This is a genomic window from Nonomuraea guangzhouensis, assembly GCF_019396345.1.
Classification (GTDB): Bacteria; Actinomycetota; Actinomycetes; order Streptosporangiales; family Streptosporangiaceae; genus Nonomuraea; species Nonomuraea guangzhouensis.
The window spans coordinates 278,616-294,936 of record NZ_JAHKRM010000014.1; the positions used below are offsets into that span (position 1 = coordinate 278,616).

Sequence of the window (16,321 nt, forward strand, 5' to 3'; positions counted from 1 at the left end):
GCTTTGGCTCTCTCTAAACGCGACCCGTGCTCCCTATGCGGGTCCTGTGCTTCGCCGGACGATCAGTTCGGGGGTCACCTGGCGTAGCCGGGCGACTTTCGCTGGGTCTCCGATCCGGTCGCTGAGCAGGGCCGCCGCGGACCGGCCCATGGTGCGGCGCGGTTGGTCGACGGAGGTGAGAGAGATGTGGTGCGAGGCGGCCAGGTGGGTGTTGTCGTAACCGACCACCGACAGGTCGTCCGGCACCTTCAGCCCCAGTTCCGCCGCGGCCGAGAGGACGCCGAGCGCCACCACGTCGTTGGCGGCGAAGATCGCCGTGGGCCTGGGTTCGCGGCTGAGCAGGGCGAGGGCGGCCTGCCGGCCGTTCTCCTCGGTCGACTCCGCGGCCTCGACCATGATGTACGGCGCCAGCGAGTGCCTGCGCATCGCCACGAGATAACCCTCGCAGCGTGATGAGCGCGGACCCTCGATGTGCGCGATCCGCTTGTGGCCGTGCTCGACCAGGTGGTCGATGGCCAGACGGGCGCCGAGCTGGTCGTCGTCGACGACGATGTCGACACCGTCGAGCTCGATGTCACGTTCCCCTACGACGACCGTGGGCGTGTAGGAGGTCGCCTCGATCAGCGTCTCGCTGGTCGGCGCGATGCCGAGCAGCACCAGCCCGTCGACCCTGAGCTCGAGGAAGGCCTCCACGGCCTCGTCCTCGAAGGCGGGGTCCCACTGGCTGTTGCCGATCAGCATGCGCAGTCCGTCGCCGTGCAGGCTCTCCTGCAGACCGTCGAGGAACTCGGCGTAGAACGGGTTGTGCAGGTCGGCGACGAGCGCGCCGACGAGGTGGGTACGGCCTTCGACGAGGCTCCGCGCGACCGCGTTGGGCCGGTAGCCGAGCTCGCGGGCCGCCTGCAGAACAGCTTGCCGCCGGTGCTCGCTCACGTGCGGGGATCCGCGCAGTACGAGTGAGACCAGCGATTTCGAGACGCCGGCTCGCTCGGCGACGTTGCGGATGGTGGGTCTTGGCCGAGGCATCGCGTCTACCTCACGGAGCTCGGCGATAGTTGAAGTGTTGACGGGTGGTCCTGACATGTGTCTCCCCCGCGATGCGAAGTTGGGCACCTGTCTGACCAAACGATCGAGTTCGCCACAGGGTACGGCTTCAGGTTAGGGAAGGCTGATATTGACCAGTTGGCTACATGTCCGCTATTAGGCAGGGGGTCGGATACTGTGCAGTTGTGACACTCGGGAAGTCAGCCGAAGCGGCCCGACCGGCTCGGCGCAGGCTCAGCGTGGATCGCCGTCGCGAGGAGCTCATGGCCGCGGCACTCGAGCTCTTCAGCACACGCGACGCGGAAGACGTCTCGATCGACGACGTGGCCTCGGCCGCCGGCGCTTCGCGGGCACTGGTCTACCACTACTTCGGTGGCAAGCAGGAGCTGTACGTAGCGGCGCTGAAGAGCGCGGCCGAGCAGCTGGAGTCGCGGCTGCGCCCGCAGGGCGGCGGCAGGCCGCTGGACGAACTCGCCTCGGGGCTGCGGCGCTACTTCGACTTCGTCGAGGAGCACGCGGCCGGATTCGCGGCGCTGCTGCGCGGTGGACCCGCCAACCGGGCGGGGGAGATCGGGGAGATCGTCGACGGGGTGCGGCAACGCCTCTTCCGGCTCATCCAGCGGCAGATGCGGGTGGAGCGGCCGAGTCCGGTGCTGCGTACGACGCTGAGATCGTGGATCGCGTCGGTGGAGACCGCGGGCCTGGACTGGCTGGAGCACCGCGACATCGAACGCGCGACGCTGGAGAAGATGCTCGTCGATCACATGGTGGCGCTACTCAGAGTAGCCGCCGGCTATGACGCGGAGGTCGACGGATTGCTGGATCTACTGACCAGGGAACAGCTCGCCTAGGGAAGGATGGCGCCGGGCGGGCGGCGCCAGCTTCCCACTACTACGACATGACGTCGTCACCTGGGTGGACCGGGCTGTCCAGCACGGCCCACCATTCAACCCCCCTGAGGTTCGTGACGACCCCGGCACTACTCCGAGCGCTGCTGCGGAATGCCCGCCAGCAGTGCCCTGACCTCGGTCTCCCGGTAACGCCGGTGACCGCCGAGGGTACGAATCGACGTCAACTTGCCTGCCTTCGCCCACCGGGTAACGGTCTTGGGGTCGACCCTGAACATGGTCGCGACCTCAGCGGGCGTAAGCAGCGGCTCGGCCTCGGGTGTACGAGCTGACATTTGTGCGGCCTCTCCTCCGTGTGGACCGGCTCAGCGATCCTGTGACTCCCTTTGCGCGTGTCACGGATGTCCCCCTATAGCCCAGAGCGTGCGGCTTTTCTGAGCCATATGCGGCATCACCCGAAGTGACCATACCGCCACGCAGAGCGATTTGCGAGCCCTTCTTTGACCCAACTGCCCGCTCACATGGCGATGTCACGCTCGGTGATTCTAGCGACACGTTTCGTGGTATCGCAGTGAAAACGGCAAACTACTCAGTTCGCAGAAGAGAGCAGCCGCGAGTCATGACCTACTTATGCAGGTCAGACGGTTGCATTGGGGCTCAGTTGGCAGATTCCAGAAGTTGCATTGACTTCCAGCGCAGGATCACCCTCTGATACATGGCGTAGGCAAGTTCTTCTTGACCCGTGTCCAGCCCCGTGAGGGCCGCGGAGAGCTCCGCGACGGACTGATCCGCTTGCAGGGCGTCATCATCCATAAGGCGCACCAACCCGCCGTAATCGAGCTCGACCAGCGAGTGCGGGTGGAACTCCTCAAGCCACCTGGCCACGTCCTCCACGTCGAAGTTGGCCGACACCTCGCCCAGGTGCCTGCGCAGCACCTGCAACGCCCGCGCGGAACGCCTCCTGGCCTGGGCCATGGAGGTGACGTAGATGAGGTTGCGTCCCGTCGTGGTGGTCACGTCCTGTCCCGGGGTCGAGGAGCCGAGCACCAGCCAGCGCTCGTTGCCGTCGAAGGGCACGAACCACGCGGGTGGCACGTGCCAGGCCGTGGTGCGGATGTGGGTCCGGAGCGCGGAGGAGCCACCCGTGCGCTTGTACCTGTCGAAGTCGTCGACGGTCTGCTCGGCGATCGCCTTCGGGACAAACCGGTCCATGAGCTTCACGGGAGTGCTGCCACGCAGCCTTGAGAAGGCCAGCCACGAGCGCAACCGCGTCTGCCACGGACAGACATAGAGCCGGTCCTCAACGCGCCGCAGATAGGCGTTGGGGCTCTCCTGCGCGGGTGCCGGGTGGGGCGGCATGCCGAGCAGGCGCCTGACGGCCTCGTCGTGCTCGGCGTTGAGGGCGGTGGCCCGGCGGGGACGGTCGCGCGATTCGGCGTACTCGGCCCAGACCTTGCGCTCGGACTCGGCGAACGCGGTCAGCGGCTCGTAGACCCGGAGGTAAGCGGCATAGGGCAGCACGGAGGCATCGTGTCATGAAGACAACCTGCTCGCACCGTCGCGGCTATTACGCTGAGAAGCGATATCCGTCGCAACGGAGCGACGGAGTGTAACGGACAGGGAGTCACTACCGTGACCGATGTCTTCGGTTCGTCCCACAAGGACGTCCATGAGCAGGTCGTATTCTGCGCGGACGAGCAGAGCGGCCTGCGTGCCATCATCGCCATCCACAACACCGCACTCGGGCCGGCCCTGGGAGGCACCAGGTTCTACCCCTACCCGGACGAGCAGGCGGCCCTGGCCGACGTGCTCAACCTGGCCAAGGGCATGGCTTACAAGAACGCGCTGGCCGGTCTCGACCTCGGCGGCGGCAAGGCCGTCATCATCGGCGACCCGGGCCGGGACAAGAGCGAGGCGCTGCTGCGCGCCTACGGCCGCTTCATCGAGTCGCTCGGCGGGCGCTACATCACCGCCTGTGACGTGGGCACGTACAGCGAGGACATGGATGTCATCGCGAGGGAGTCGCGCTCCGTGGTCGGCCGCACGCTGGCCCATGGCGGCGCCGGAGACTCCTCGATCCTCACCGCGTTCGGCGTCTTCCAGGGCATGCGGGCCTCGGCCGAGCGCGTGTACGGCACGCCGTCGCTGCTCGGCAGGCGGGTCGGCGTCGAGGGCGTCGGCAAGGTCGGCCACCGGCTGGTGGGCCTGCTGCGCGAGGACGGGGCCGAGGTGGTCGTCTGCGACGTCGACCCCAAGGCGGTCGAGCGCGTACGGCAGCGCCACCCCGAGGTGGACGTCGTGGCAGACGCGGCGGCGCTCATCGCGGCCGACATCGATGTGTTCGCCCCCTGCGCGCTGGGCGGGGCGCTCGATGACCGGGCATCGGCCACGCTCCGCGCCAAGATCGTCTGTGGCGCGGCCAACAACCAGCTCGCCCATCCCGGGGTCGAGAAGCAGCTCGCGGAGCGCGGCATCCTCTACGCGCCCGACTACGTGGTCAACTCGGGCGGCGTGATCCAGGTCGCGGACGAGCTCGAGGGCTTCAACATGGAGCGTGCCAGAGCCAAGGCGACCCAGATCTACGACACGACTCTGAAGATCTTCGCGATCGCGACCGAGGAGGGCGTCCCTCCGGCGGTCGCAGCAGATAGGCTGGCCGAGCGCAGAATGTCGGAAGTCGGGCGTATTAGGGGCATTTGGCTGGGCCACTGACGCCCCACGCCCATACGACGTACCGAGCTGGGCACAAAACAGGTACGGTAATAGGCGAACGATAGGCTGACGCCCAAAGTCAGGCGGCGTCAGTGTGTGGTGCGTTAGCGACGAGGGGTCGGGGACGACCCCACACGAGGGGGTCGAGCCAATGGGGCGCGGCCGAGCAAAGGCCAAGCAGGTCAAGGTTGCTCGCCAGCTGAAGTACAACAGCGGTGGCACGGATCTTGATCGTCTTCGCGATGAACTCGGGGTCGGAGACTCCAGCGACAACGACGACGCCGACGACCTCAGCGATGAGCTGGCGGATCGCTATGCCGATTACGCCGATGACTACAGCAACAACGACGACGGTCGTTCGTCCGGGCGTTCGTAGTCGTTCTTCTGGTTGAGCGAAGCCCACCCCACGGCACCCACCCGTGGGGTGAGTTTTCTTTTTTGTGGGTTTACGGCACGGCCAACTTGGCCGCCACCCGCCGTACAGGGCTGGGGGCCTCCAGGAATACGGCCGCTGAGCCCGCACAGGGCCGGGCGCCGTTACAAGACGGTGAGACCATCTGGGTGGTGAATTGGCGGCAGGTGTCGCCAGCGCAACCCCTGCCGCCCGTGTCAGCGGTAGCTGGCCTTGCCTGTGCCCTCGGTGATTTCGCCCAGGACCCAGGCCTCCAGGCCGCGGTCGGCCAGGAGGCGTAGGGCCTCGTCCGCAGCCTCCTGTGCCACGATGGCGGCCATGCCGACGCCCAGGTTGAAGGTCTTGTCCATGTCCTTCTGGGCGATCTTGCCGTGGCCGGCCAGGATCGAGAAGATCGGTGGTGGGGTCCACGACGAGCGGTCGAGGGCGGCGTCCAGGTGGTCGGGGAGTGAGCGGGACAGGTTGTTCTCGATGCCGCCGCCCGTGATGTGGGCGTAGGCGTGCACGTCCACCGCGCGGGCCAGCTCCAGGCAGTCGAGCGAGTAGACCCGGGTGGGCTCCAGCAGCTCGGCGCCCAGCGGCCTGGTCAGCTCGTCGAGGTGGGCGTCGAGCGACAGCGACGACTCGCGCAGCACGTGGCGTACCAGCGAATAGCCGTTGGAGTGCACTCCCGACGACGCCAGGCCGAGCACCGCGTCGCCGGCCCGCACGCGGGAGGCGCCGAGCATCGCCGATGCCTCCACGACGCCGGTGCCCGCGCCGGCCAGGTCGTATTCGTCGGGGCCCATGGCGCCCGGGTGTTCGGCGGTCTCGCCGCCGAGCAGGGCCGCCCCGGCCAGCCGGCAGCCCTCGGCGACGCCGCCGACGATCTCGGCGATCCGCTCGGGCACCACCTTGCCGCAGGCGATGTAGTCGGTCATGAACAGCGGCTCGGCGCCGCACACCACCAGGTCGTCGAGGACCATGGCGACGAGGTCGATGCCGATCGTGTCGTGCTTGCCGTATCGCTGGGCGAGCATGACCTTGGTGCCCACGCCGTCGGTCGAGGTGGCCAGCAGCGGGCGCTGGTAGCGCAGCAGGGCCGAGGCGTCGAACAGGCCGGCGAAGCCGCTGGCGTCGTCGACCACCTCGGGCCGGCGCGAGCGGGCCACCTTCGCCTTCATCAGCGAGACGGCGCGCTCGCCCGCCTCGATGTCGACTCCGGCGGCCTCGTACGTCGTCACGCCTTGCTCTCCAACACGAACTTGCCCACGTTGTCCTGGTCGATGGGGATGGGATAGGAACCGTCGAAGCAGGCCCGGCACAGGCGCTCGGCGGGGATGGTGGTGGCCTTGGTCAGGCCCTCCAGCGAGATGTAGCCCAGCGAGTCGGCGCCGAGCGAGGCGCGGATCTCCTCGACGGTGAGCGAACCCGCGATGAGCTCGGCCCTGGTGGCGAAGTCGATGCCGTAGAAGCACGGCCAGGCCACGGGCGGCGAGGAGATGCGTACGTGCACCTCTTTGGCGCCGGCCTCGCGCAGCATCCTGACGATCGCGCGCTGGGTGTTGCCACGGACGATCGAGTCGTCCACGACGACGAGGCGCTTGCCCTCGACGACCTCGCGCAGCGGGTTGAGCTTGAGCCTGATGCCGAGCTGCCGGATGGTCTGCGAGGGCTGGATGAAGGTGCGGCCGACGTAGGAGTTCTTCACCAGGCCCTGGCCGTAGGGGATGCCGCTCTCCTGGGCGTAGCCGACGGCGGCGGGCGTGCCGGACTCGGGCGTCGGGATGACCAGGTCGGCCTCGACCGGGTGCTCGCGGGCCAGCTCGCGGCCCACCTCGACCCGGGTGACCTGCACGCCGCGCCCGGCGATGGTGGTGTCGGGGCGGGCCAGATAGACGTACTCGAACAGGCAGCCCTTCGGCTCGGCCAGCGCGAACCGGCGTGACCTGACGCCGCGCTCGTCGATCGTGAGCAGCTCGCCCGGCTCGATCTCGCGGGTGAACGTGGCACCCACGATGTCGAGCGCGGCCGTCTCGGAGGCCACCACCCAGCCCCGCTCCAGCCGGCCCAGGACCAGCGGGCGGATGCCCTGCGGGTCACGGGCCGCGTAGAGGGTCTTCTCGTTCATGAACACCAGCGAGTAGGCACCCTTGACCTGCGGCAGCAGCTCGGCCGCCGCGTCCTCGATGGACCGGTCGTCCTGGGCGAGCAGCGTGGTGAGCACGTCGGTGTCGGTGGTCGCCCTGGTCGCCCCGGGGGCCAGCCGCTGGGCCAGCTCCGGGGTGTTGATCAGGTTGCCGTTGTGGGCGAGCGCGAGGCCGCCGACGTCGGTGGAGCTGAGCGTGGGCTGGGCGTTCTCCCACACGCTGGAGCCGGTCGTGGAGTAGCGGCAGTGGCCGATGGCCAGGTGGCCCCGGAGTGTCCCGAGCACCGACTCGTCGAAGACCTGGGCGACCAGGCCCATGTCCTTGTAGACGAGGATGCGGCTGCCCTCGCTGACCGCGATGCCTGCGGACTCCTGTCCGCGGTGTTGCAACGCGTACAGACCGTAGTAGGTGAGTTTGGAGACTTCCTCGCCTGGCGCCCAGACGCCGAAGACACCACAAGCGTCTTGCGGAGCACGGTCTTGGGGGTCCAGGTCATGGCCGAGCCGGCCGTCGCCTTTCAGCACGTGCTTCAGTCTAGGTCGGCCGCTCCCCTGCTCGCACCCGGGGGCCAGATCAGAGGGCGTGCGCCGACCGGCCGGCGTTGGATCCGTCGCGGATGATCTCTCCGGTGAGGTTGCGGTTCGCGGCGGAGCCGAGGAAGACGATCAGTGCCGCCAGGTCGTCCGCCGTCGAGAGCCTCCGGGTGGGGGTACGGGCGGCGAGCGCGTCCGCGACCTCCTGCGGGACGGGCCGCTCGCGCTCGGTGAGAGTGAATCCGGCGGCGGCCACGTTCACCAGGATGCCGTCCTTGCCGGCCTCCCAGGCGAGCGCGCGGGCCATGCCGTGCAGAGCCATCTTGGCCGTGCCGTACGCCCCGGGACCCGGCAGTCCCTCCTCCGCCGCACCCGATGAGACGAACACGATCCGCCCGAAACCGTTGCGCCGCATGCCGGGCAGCACGGCCCCCACGAGGACGGCGTTGCCGACCACGTTGGCGTGCAGGGCGGCCGTCCACTCCGCCGCGGGCACGTCTTCGAAGGGGACGCTGTTGGGCATGATCGTGCCCCAGCGCACGGCGTTGGCGACCAGCGCGTCGACCGGCCCCACCTCCTCGGCGGCGGTGGTGATGCTCGCGTGGTCCTCCAGGTCGAGGCGTACGGCGGCGGCCTTGCCGCCGGCCTGCTCCACTCGCTTGACCACCTGGGCCGCCCGATCTTCGCCGGAGTTGTAGGTGATGGTGACGCGGGCTCCCGTGGCTCCGTAGGCGACGGCCGTGGCCGCGCCGATGCCGGAGGAACCGCCGGTGATGAGAACGTGCATGTTCAAACTCCTTGTAAATTAGCCGACTAATTAGCCAGCTAACATCAGGCGGGCGCCGGACCACAAGGCGGTTTCGCTGGGAGTGAAAGGGTTCTTAGGGCATGGCACGCAGCAGGCGGGCGAACACCTCGCGCTCCCCGGCGTCGAAGGTGCCCAGCAGCTCTTCGTCCATCCTCGCCCAGATCTGTTCCACGGGCTCGCGGACGGCCTTGCCCGCGTCGGTCAGCCAGACGCGGGTCACCCGTGGCCGGTCGGGGTCGGGTGCCCGGTGCAGGAAGCCGGCCCGTTCCAGGCGCTGGACGGTCTTGGTGACGGTCGGCGGCTCGACGCCCAGCCTGCCGATGAGCTCGCTCTGAGTGAGGCCGTCCTGCTTCCATAGTTGGTTGAGCAGCAGTTCCTGGCCGACGTGCAGACCCAGCGGGACCAAGGCCGCCGCGATCTGGTTGCGATGCGTCTTCATGATCATGATCAGCGCGTAGGTCAGGGTCTCGTCCAGCATCTCCTCATCTTGCCCGCCGCCTGCCGCTTTGGTGCATGGTGACCCAAGGATGAGGGGGGTTTTACCGTGTCGTGCGGTTTCGGTGGTGGCATGCGCGAAAGGGTGAAGTATCCGGCATGCAGACCCGTCGGGAGACGCAGACGTGACCACACCTGGAGATCCGAACCACCCCCGGCCGAACGACGGCGACCGCCCTTCGCGGGACGAGCCCGGCCGGCCGCCGCGTGAGGACGAGCCCACCGGCGACTCCGGCAGGGGCGCCGAGGGGGAGGGTGGGGAGCCTGGCGTCGAGGAGCCGATCACGCCCGCGCCGCCGGTGGTTCCCCGGGAGGAGCCGCCGCGTCCCGCTGGCGAGCCGCGGACGCCGTTCCACCCCGACCTGCCCACCGCTCCCGAGACACCGGGCCCGGCCGCGGGCCCGGAGCGCGACGCGGAGGAGACCCAGGTGTTCCCGACGCCCGGGGCGCGGCCGCCCTATCCGGGCTGGGAGCGTGAGGGCGGGGAGCCCGGCGCGCCGAGGTCCACGACACCGTCGCGCTACGAGCCGTCGGAGGAGCCGCCGCCGTCATCGCAGGAGGAGCGGCCGTCGTTCGCGCCTCCGGGCGCGCAGCCGCCGCCGTCCGAGGAGACCCGCCCGCTGACGCCGTCCGGTGAGGGCGCGGGCCCGGCGTATGGGGAAGGTCGCCCACAGCCGTCTGGTGAGGGCGCCGGGCCTGCGTACGGGGAAGGTCGCCCGCAGCCGTCCGAGGAGGGCCCCGAGTGGCCGTTCGAGGAAGGCCGCCCGCAGCCGTCCGGTGAAGGCGCCGGGCCGCCATACGGGGGAGCTCCTCCGCCCGGGTCGCCGTACGAGGGCGGCCCCAAGGCATACGGCGAGCAGCGGGACGTTCCGCCGAGGACCGAGCCCATTCCCGCCGTCCCCGGCACCTCGCCCTCCAGCCCGTACGGCGGCCCGCCCGGCGGCGGCGGTCCCCCCTACGGCCCGCCCCCGGGGTACGGCCCCTATCAGACCGGCCAGCCCATCAAACCGGGCAGCGGTCTGGCCACGGCCTCGCTGGTGCTGGGCGTCGCCAGCCCGTTTCTCGTCTTCGTCTGTTTCACCGGCCTGCTCACCGCGATCCTGTCGATCGTCTTCGGCAGCGTCGCGCTCAGCAGGGGCGTGGGCAAGGGCCGCGCCATCACGGGCATCGCGGTCAGTGTCCTCGCCCTGATCATCTTCGCCATCGTGGCCATCTGGTTCTGGAACGTGGTCCAGGAGTGCGGCCACCTTCCCGGCCAGCTCGCCGACAAGTGCTTCGAGGACAAGTTCCCCTGGATGCGGCGGAACCCCTAAAGAGGGAGATGGTCGGACAGGTCGGCACGGGCGCCGCTCGCCGAGACGGCGCCCTTCGCCATGGCCTCGGCCCATGTGAGGCGGCCCAGCGCGAGCTCGATCCAGGTGCGGCCGTCCGTCTCCACGACGTTCGGGGGAGTGCCGCGCGTGTGGCGTGGCCCCGCGATGGCCTGTACGGCCGCGTACGGCGGCACGCGCACCTCCACCGTCCGCCCAGGCGCGGCGGTCGCCAGCCGGTCGAGCAGGTAGCGTATGGCTTGCCGGGCCGCGTCCCGCTCGGGGCGCAGGTCCCGCTCGTACGCGGCGAGCACGGCTGAGACCAGCGCACCGGCAAGTGCCGACGGCGGCCCGTCGAAGGGCGGCTCGTCCAGCGCCACGAGCTGGGCGTCCAGCGCGGCCCGCAATTTCTCTGGGTCCAGTTTCCTCGATGGCACCACACCATTGTGTCCCCAGGAAGCGTTCATCGTGCTGGCGGTCGTCGTTCATCTGCGGTTTCGATGACGGTCGTAGCGTCCCGGCCGGAAGACCGTACTTTTTTGGAGGACCTGTGGCGAACCGGCTGCTACCGCTGCTGCCCACGCATACATCTGGCCGATCGGCGATGACCTGCCGGTTCCGCTGCGGCAACGCTTGTGCGCACGACGTGGCCAACACCAGTGACAACCCCTACTTCGGCGACGTGGTCGCGCAGGCGATCTCCCGCAGGGGCATGCTCCGCGCCGGCACCCTGGGCGCCCTGGCCGCCGGGGTCGCCGGGGTCGGCCTCGCCGGAGCCGTGCCGGCCCTGGCCGAGCCTACGGAGCCGGAGGCCGAACTCTTGGGCCACTCCTCGGGGGACATCCGCTTCACCCCCGTGCCGCCGAACAAGGAGGACGCGCTGCGCGTCCCCGACGGCTACACCTCGGCCGTCGTCGCGCGCTGGGGCGACCCCGTGACGGCCGACGCGCCCGCGTTCGACTTCGACAAGCAGAGCGCCGAGGCGCAGTCCAAGCAGTTCGGGTACAACTGCGACTTCGTCACGCTCTTCCCGATGGGCGCCAACCGCGGGCTGCTGTGGGTGAACCACGAGTACACCAACGAGAACCTGATGTTCCGCGGCTACACCACCGGCGCCGCCGCCACCGAGGAGCAGATCAAGATCGCGCTGGCCGCGCACGGCGGCTCGGTCGTGGAGATCGAGCGCGTACGCGGAACCGGCCAGTGGAAGCTGGTCACCAACGGCCGCAGGCGCTACAACCGGCGCATCACCGCCCAGACGCCGATGCGCTTCAGCGGCCCCGCCGCGGGCAGTGACCCGCTCAAGACCGCCGCCGACCCGGCGGGCCGCACCCCCGTCGGCATGCTGAACAACTGCTCCGGCGGATCGACGCCGTGGGGCACGGTGCTGACCGCCGAGGAGAACATCGACCAGTACTTCGTCAACGGCGACAAGGTGCCGGCGGCGCAGCTGCCGTACATCTCCCGCTACACGATCACGACCGGCACCCCGGCGAGCAACCGCCGGTTCGACCGCGTCGAGGAGCGCTTCGACCTGGCCAAGCACCCGAACGAGGCCAACAGGTTCGGCTGGGTCGTGGAGATCGACCCGTTCGACCCCGACTCGACGCCGGTCAAGCGGACCGCGCTGGGCCGCCTGAAGCACGAGGCCGCCAACACCACGCTGGCCCGCGACGGCCGCGTGGTCGTGTACATGGGGGACGACTCCCGCTTCGAGTACATCTACAAGTTCGTCTCGAAGAACCGCTACATCCCCGGCAACGACCGGCACAACCGGAACCTGCTCGACGAGGGCACGCTCTACGTCGCCAAGTTCACCGGCGACAGCCCGGCCACCGAGATCGACGGGTCGGGCAAGCTGCCGTCCGACGGCGCCTTCGACGGCTCCGGCCAGTGGATCCCGCTGGTCTCGGGCGACAGGTCGTACGTGGACGGCATGACCGCCATCGAGGTGCTCGTCTACACCCGCGTCGCCGCCGACAAGGTGGGGGCGACCAAGATGGACCGCCCCGAGGACATGGAGCGCAACCCGGTCACCGGCGGCGTGTACGTGGCGCTGACCAACAACACCAACCGCACCGCGGCCCAGGTCGACGAGGCCAACCCGCGCCCGTCCAACAAGCACGGCCACGTGCTGGAGATCGTCGAGCGGCGCGACGACGCGGGGGAGAAGACGTTCGCCTGGTCGCTCCCGCTGATCTGCGGCGACCCGAACGACCCCGCGACCTACTTCGCCGGCTACGACAAGACGAAGGTCTCGCCGATCTCCTGCCCGGACAACGTGGCCTTCGACCGTGACGGCAACCTCTGGATCGCCACCGACGGCAACCAGCTCGGCAGCAACGACGGTATGTTCGTGATGCCGGTGCGCGGCAAGGAGCGCGGGCACCTGCGGCAGTTCCTCACGGTCCCGCTCGGCGCGGAGACCTGCGGGCCGATGGTCACCCCGGACCAGCGCAGCGTGTTCGTCGCGGTGCAGCACCCGGGCGAGCTGGACGGCGCCACCCCGGACAAGCCGGCCAGCCACTGGCCCGACGGTGACCAGCCGCGTCCGTCGGTCGCCGTGGTCTGGCACGCCAAGGGCCAGAAGGTCGGCGCTTGACCTCAAGTTAAGTTCAGCTCCTAAGCTGCCATGCATGAGCATGGAAATGACCGCATGGCACCAGCTGTACTCGCTGAACAACCAGACGGAGCGTCGCCCGCTGTCCAGGGCGACGCTCCGTCGCGTCGCCGCCTTCGCCCGCCCGCACCGGCGAAGAGTGGTGCTCTTCCTGGTGTTGAGCGTGGTGATGGCGGCCTTGGCGGTGGTCTCGCCCGTCCTCGCGGGCCGGGTCGTCGACGCGATCGTCAAGGGCGAGGCGTTCGGCGTCGTGGCCGGGCTCGCCGGACTGATCGCCGTCCTCGCCCTGGCCGAGGCCGGGCTCGGGCTGCTGAACAGATGGCTGTCGGCGGGGCTCGGTGAAGGGCTGATCCTCGACCTGCGCACCGCGGTCTTCGACCACGTGCAGCGGATGCCGATCGCCTTCTTCACCAGGACCCGCACGGGCGCCCTGGTCAGCCGGTTGAACAACGACGTGATCGGCGCGCAGCGCGCCTTCACCGACACCCTGTCCAGCGTGGCGGGCAACGTCGTGACGCTCGTGCTGACCCTCATCGTGATGATCGGGATCTCCTGGCAGATCACGCTGCTCGCGCTGTTGCTGCTGCCGGTGTTCGTCCTGCCCGCCCGCCGGATGGGGACCAGGATCGCCCGGCTGAGGCGTGAGGCGGCCGACCACAACGCGGCCATGGGCACGCAGATGACCGAGCGCTTCTCCGCGCCAGGCGCGACGCTGGTGAAGCTGTTCGGCCGGCCCGCCCGCGAGTCGGCGGAGTTCGCCAGCCGGGCCAGGCGGGTGCGTGACATCGGCGTGCGTACGGCCATGACGCAGTCGGTCTTCGTCACCGCGCTCACCCTGGTCTCCGCGCTGGCCCTGGCCCTCGTGTACGGCCTCGGCGGCTTCTACGCGCTGCGCGACCAGCTCGACGCCGGCTCGGTCGTGGCGCTGGCGCTGCTGCTCACCCGCCTGTACATGCCGCTGACCGCGCTGGCCAGCGCCAGGATGGACGTGATGAGCGCGCTGGTCAGCTTCGAGCGGGTCTTCGAGGTACTCGACCTCGAACCGCTCATCAAGGAACGGCCGGGCGCGGTCCAAGTCCCCGACGGGCCGGTCTCGGTGGAGTTCGACGACGTGCGCTTCGCCTACCCCTCGGCCGACAAGGTCTCGCTCGCCTCGCTGGAGGAGGTCGCCGTGCTCGACTCGCGCGGCGGGGCCGAGGTGCTGCACGGCGTCTCCTTCACCGCCGAACCGGGGCAGATGGTCGCCCTCGTGGGCTCCTCGGGTGCGGGCAAGTCGACGATCGCCCAGCTCCTGCCGAGGCTGTACGACGCCGACTCCGGGTCCGTACGGATCGGCGGCGTGGACGTGAAGGACCTGACCGCCGACTCGATCCGCGACACGCTCGGCATGGTGACCCAGGACGGGCACCTGTTCCACGAGACGATCAGGGCCAACCTGCTGCTGGCTCAGCCCGAGGCCGACGAGGCCGAGCTGTGGGAGGTGCTCGGCCGGGCCAGGCTGGCCACGCTGATCGAGTCCCTGCCCGACGGCCTCGACACCGTGGTCGGCGAGCGCGGCTACCGGCTGTCGGGCGGCGAGCGCCAGCGGCTGACGATCGCCCGGCTGCTGCTGGCCAGGCCCAGGGTGGTGATCCTGGACGAGGCCACCGCGGCGCTCGACTCCACCTCGGAGGCGGCGGTGCAGGAGGCGCTGGGCGAGGCCCTGCAGGGCCGGACCGCCGTGGTGATCGCGCACCGCCTCTCCACGATCCGCGCGGCCGACGTCATCCTGGTGATCGAGGACGGGCGGGTGGTCGAGCGGGGCACGCACACCGAGCTGCTCGCGGCCGGGGGGCGGTATGAGGAGCTGTACCGCACCCAGTTCGCCGACCCGCTGATCGAGGAGGCCATCGACGAGGCCGCCGCCGTCGCCGCGCGCTAACCGATTGTCGAGTGCTCTCGCTGGTCGGCGCTCGGCTGCTGGTCCGCCTGGCCGCTCGTACGGCGGGTGCGCAGGGCGTACAGGCTGACCGGGACCGCCGCCAGGACGAGCACGGCCGCCAGCACCAGCGTGAACTGGTAGGCGTCGAGGAAGGCGGTCAGCGGCGGCTGGTCGCTGGCGCTCTGCCTGGAGTTCAGGATGGCGCCCAGGACGGTGATGCCGAGCAGCCCGAACACCTCGCGTGACACGTTCAGGACCCCGGAGGCCACGCCCGACCTGCCCGCGGGCATGCTGGTGAGGATCGCCGAGGTCAGGGGCACCAGCAGGCCGCCGCCCAGGCCGTACAGCAGGAACCAGGGCAGGACGTCGCCGTAGCCGCCGTCGGCGCCGATCCCGGAGAGCATGAGGATGCCGCCGCCCATCAGCGCCATGCCGAGCGCGACGGTCGGGCCGATGCCCAGCCGCGCGCTGATCCGCTGCGACAGGATCGCCATGACCGCCATGAGCAGGGCCATCGGCACGAACGCGGCGCCGGCCTCGGTGGGGGAGAAGGCCAGCACGTTCTGCAGCCAGAGGGCGCTGAAGAAGTAGATGCCGAACACGCCGAACGACCAGATGCCCATGGTGACCAGGCCGCCGCTGAACGCCCTTGCCCGGAACAGAGACAGGTCGATCATCGGCTCCGCGGCCCGCGCCTCGACGAGCAGGAACGCCAGCGCCGCAGCGAGCGAGAGGCCGAAGGCGGCGAGGATCTCCGGCGAGGTCCAGCCGGCGCCGTCGCCCTCGATCAGCGCGTACGTCAGAGCGAACAACGCGAGCGCCGAGGTGGCCAGGCCCGCCAGGTCGAGGCTGCGCCGTACCCGGGTGAAGGCGGGACGGACGGCCCAGAGCGCCAGACCCAGCGTGAGGCTTCCGATCGGCACGTTGATCAGGTAGATCCAGCCCCAGTGCAGGTGCTCGCTGATGAAGCCACCGGTCACCGGGCCGAGCGCCATCGACAGCGCGCCGGAGGCGCTCCAGATGCCCACGGCCCGGCCACGCTCGCCCGGGTCGGGGAAGATCTGCGTCAGCAACGCCAGCGCCGTCGGCGTGAGCAGCGCCGCGCCGAACCCCTGCACCGCGCGGGCGGCGATCAGCGTGGTGCCGTCACCGGCCAGCCCGGCGGCGAAGGACGACAGGGTGAAGATCACCAAGCCGGTCGTGAAGACCCGCCTGGCCCCGAACACGTCCGCCAACCGGCCGCCGACCAGCATGAGCCCGGCGAACACCAGGATGTAGCCGCTCACGATCCACTCCAGACCGGAGATCGTCAGCTGGAGCTCTCGCTGGATCGTCGGCAGCGCGACGTTGGCGAGGTTGTTGTCGAGGTAGGTCATGAAAGTCCCGAGCGTCACCGCGGTGAGCGCCCACCATCTCCGGTCCACGTCTGTCTCCTATACGTCGTACTTGTACGTCGTATAGTGAACTTGTACGGCGTATAGTTGTCAAC

General features: G+C 69.6%; 15 protein-coding genes. 6 read left to right on the forward strand and 9 right to left on the reverse strand.

Features of this window, described 5'->3' with window-relative positions; genetic code table 11:
• Nucleotides 1-33: 33 nt before the first annotated feature.
• Nucleotides 34-1,026 (reverse strand): LacI family DNA-binding transcriptional regulator, encoded by a 993-nt coding sequence (locus KME78_RS29105; RefSeq protein ID WP_219532556.1) that lies wholly within the window; start codon nt 1,024-1,026, stop codon nt 34-36.
• Between the two features lie 281 nt (nt 1,027-1,307).
• On the opposite strand from KME78_RS29105, the gene KME78_RS29110 reads away from it, so the two are divergent.
• Nucleotides 1,308-1,895 (forward strand): TetR/AcrR family transcriptional regulator, encoded by a 588-nt coding sequence (locus KME78_RS29110; RefSeq protein ID WP_219532557.1) that lies wholly within the window; start codon nt 1,308-1,310, stop codon nt 1,893-1,895.
• A gap of 128 nt (nt 1,896-2,023) precedes the next feature.
• Here KME78_RS29110 and bldC read toward each other — a convergent pair whose 3' ends face one another.
• Nucleotides 2,024-2,227 (reverse strand): developmental transcriptional regulator BldC, encoded by a 204-nt coding sequence (bldC, locus tag KME78_RS29115; protein WP_013133571.1) that lies wholly within the window; start codon nt 2,225-2,227, stop codon nt 2,024-2,026.
• 322 nt (nt 2,228-2,549) lie between these two features.
• A complete protein-coding gene (locus tag KME78_RS29120) occupies nt 2,550-3,413 on the reverse strand; it encodes a DUF8083 family protein (RefSeq protein ID WP_219532558.1) in 864 nt (287 codons plus the stop codon).
• Nucleotides 3,414-3,524: 111 nt separating this feature from the next.
• Here KME78_RS29120 and KME78_RS29125 point away from each other — a divergent pair, with 111 nt between their 5' ends.
• Nucleotides 3,525-4,604 carry a Leu/Phe/Val dehydrogenase gene (locus tag KME78_RS29125; RefSeq protein ID WP_219532559.1) on the forward strand — a complete coding sequence of 360 codons (1,080 nt, stop codon included), beginning with the start codon at nt 3,525-3,527 and terminating at the stop codon, nt 4,602-4,604.
• Nucleotides 4,605-4,755: 151 nt separating this feature from the next.
• Nucleotides 4,756-4,980: a DUF3073 domain-containing protein gene (locus KME78_RS29130; protein ID WP_219532560.1), complete on the forward strand. Its 225-nt coding sequence runs from the start codon at nt 4,756-4,758 to the stop codon at nt 4,978-4,980.
• A gap of 233 nt (nt 4,981-5,213) precedes the next feature.
• Here KME78_RS29130 and purM read toward each other — a convergent pair whose 3' ends face one another.
• The 4 genes from purM to KME78_RS29150 form a co-directional block, all read right to left on the reverse strand.
• Nucleotides 5,214-6,239 (reverse strand): phosphoribosylformylglycinamidine cyclo-ligase, encoded by a 1,026-nt coding sequence (gene purM, locus KME78_RS29135; RefSeq protein ID WP_219532561.1) that lies wholly within the window; start codon nt 6,237-6,239, stop codon nt 5,214-5,216.
• Nucleotides 6,236-7,669, reverse strand: coding sequence for an amidophosphoribosyltransferase (gene purF / locus KME78_RS29140; protein WP_219532562.1), 1,434 nt, complete (start codon nt 7,667-7,669; stop codon nt 6,236-6,238). Before purF ends, purM begins: the two co-directional genes overlap by 4 nt.
• A 49-nt stretch (nt 7,670-7,718) precedes the next feature.
• The gene (locus tag KME78_RS29145) at nt 7,719-8,465 is read right to left on the reverse strand and encodes an SDR family NAD(P)-dependent oxidoreductase (RefSeq protein ID WP_219532563.1); all 747 of its coding nucleotides are present in this window, start codon (nt 8,463-8,465) and stop codon (nt 7,719-7,721) included.
• Nucleotides 8,466-8,559: 94 nt separating this feature from the next.
• A complete protein-coding gene (locus KME78_RS29150) occupies nt 8,560-8,964 on the reverse strand; it encodes a MarR family winged helix-turn-helix transcriptional regulator (protein WP_219532564.1) in 405 nt (134 codons plus the stop codon).
• A gap of 142 nt (nt 8,965-9,106) precedes the next feature.
• Here KME78_RS29150 and KME78_RS29155 point away from each other — a divergent pair, with 142 nt between their 5' ends.
• Nucleotides 9,107-10,294: a DUF4190 domain-containing protein gene (locus KME78_RS29155; RefSeq protein ID WP_219532565.1), complete on the forward strand. Its 1,188-nt coding sequence runs from the start codon at nt 9,107-9,109 to the stop codon at nt 10,292-10,294.
• Here KME78_RS29155 and KME78_RS29160 read toward each other — a convergent pair.
• Nucleotides 10,291-10,728, reverse strand: a complete 438-nt coding sequence (locus KME78_RS29160) for a sterol carrier family protein (RefSeq protein ID WP_372454958.1) — start codon at nt 10,726-10,728, stop codon at nt 10,291-10,293. The two genes, KME78_RS29155 and KME78_RS29160, sit on opposite strands and share 4 nt — an antisense overlap.
• Nucleotides 10,729-10,895: 167 nt before the next feature.
• Here KME78_RS29160 and KME78_RS29165 point away from each other — a divergent pair, with 167 nt between their 5' ends.
• A complete protein-coding gene (locus KME78_RS29165) occupies nt 10,896-12,893 on the forward strand; it encodes a PhoX family protein (RefSeq protein ID WP_219532615.1) in 1,998 nt (665 codons plus the stop codon).
• Between the two features lie 34 nt (nt 12,894-12,927).
• Nucleotides 12,928-14,832, forward strand: a complete 1,905-nt coding sequence (locus KME78_RS29170) for an ABC transporter ATP-binding protein (protein WP_219532567.1) — start codon at nt 12,928-12,930, stop codon at nt 14,830-14,832.
• On the opposite strand, the gene KME78_RS29175 is transcribed toward KME78_RS29170, so the two are convergent.
• Nucleotides 14,829-16,256 carry an MFS transporter gene (locus tag KME78_RS29175; protein ID WP_308127175.1) on the reverse strand — a complete coding sequence of 476 codons (1,428 nt, stop codon included), beginning with the start codon at nt 16,254-16,256 and terminating at the stop codon, nt 14,829-14,831. The genes KME78_RS29170 and KME78_RS29175 overlap by 4 nt on opposite strands.
• Between the last annotated feature and the right edge of the window lie 65 nt (nt 16,257-16,321).

What these genes read in the sequence shown, in the direction of transcription:
- KME78_RS29145 (WP_219532563.1), bottom strand. Translation starts at nt 8,465, where the DNA reads ATGCACGTTCTCATCACCGGCGGTTCCTCCGGCATCGGCGCGGCCACG.
- KME78_RS29150 (WP_219532564.1), bottom strand. Translation starts at nt 8,964, where the DNA reads ATGCTGGACGAGACCCTGACCTACGCGCTGATCATGATCATGAAGACG.
- KME78_RS29170 (WP_219532567.1), top strand. Translation starts at nt 12,928, where the DNA reads ATGAGCATGGAAATGACCGCATGGCACCAGCTGTACTCGCTGAACAAC.
- KME78_RS29165 (WP_219532615.1), top strand. Translation starts at nt 10,896, where the DNA reads ATGACCTGCCGGTTCCGCTGCGGCAACGCTTGTGCGCACGACGTGGCC.
- KME78_RS29105 (WP_219532556.1), bottom strand. Translation starts at nt 1,026, where the DNA reads ATGCCTCGGCCAAGACCCACCATCCGCAACGTCGCCGAGCGAGCCGGC.
- bldC (WP_013133571.1), bottom strand. Translation starts at nt 2,227, where the DNA reads ATGTCAGCTCGTACACCCGAGGCCGAGCCGCTGCTTACGCCCGCTGAG.
- KME78_RS29130 (WP_219532560.1), top strand. Translation starts at nt 4,756, where the DNA reads ATGGGGCGCGGCCGAGCAAAGGCCAAGCAGGTCAAGGTTGCTCGCCAG.
- KME78_RS29110 (WP_219532557.1), top strand. Translation starts at nt 1,308, where the DNA reads ATGGCCGCGGCACTCGAGCTCTTCAGCACACGCGACGCGGAAGACGTC.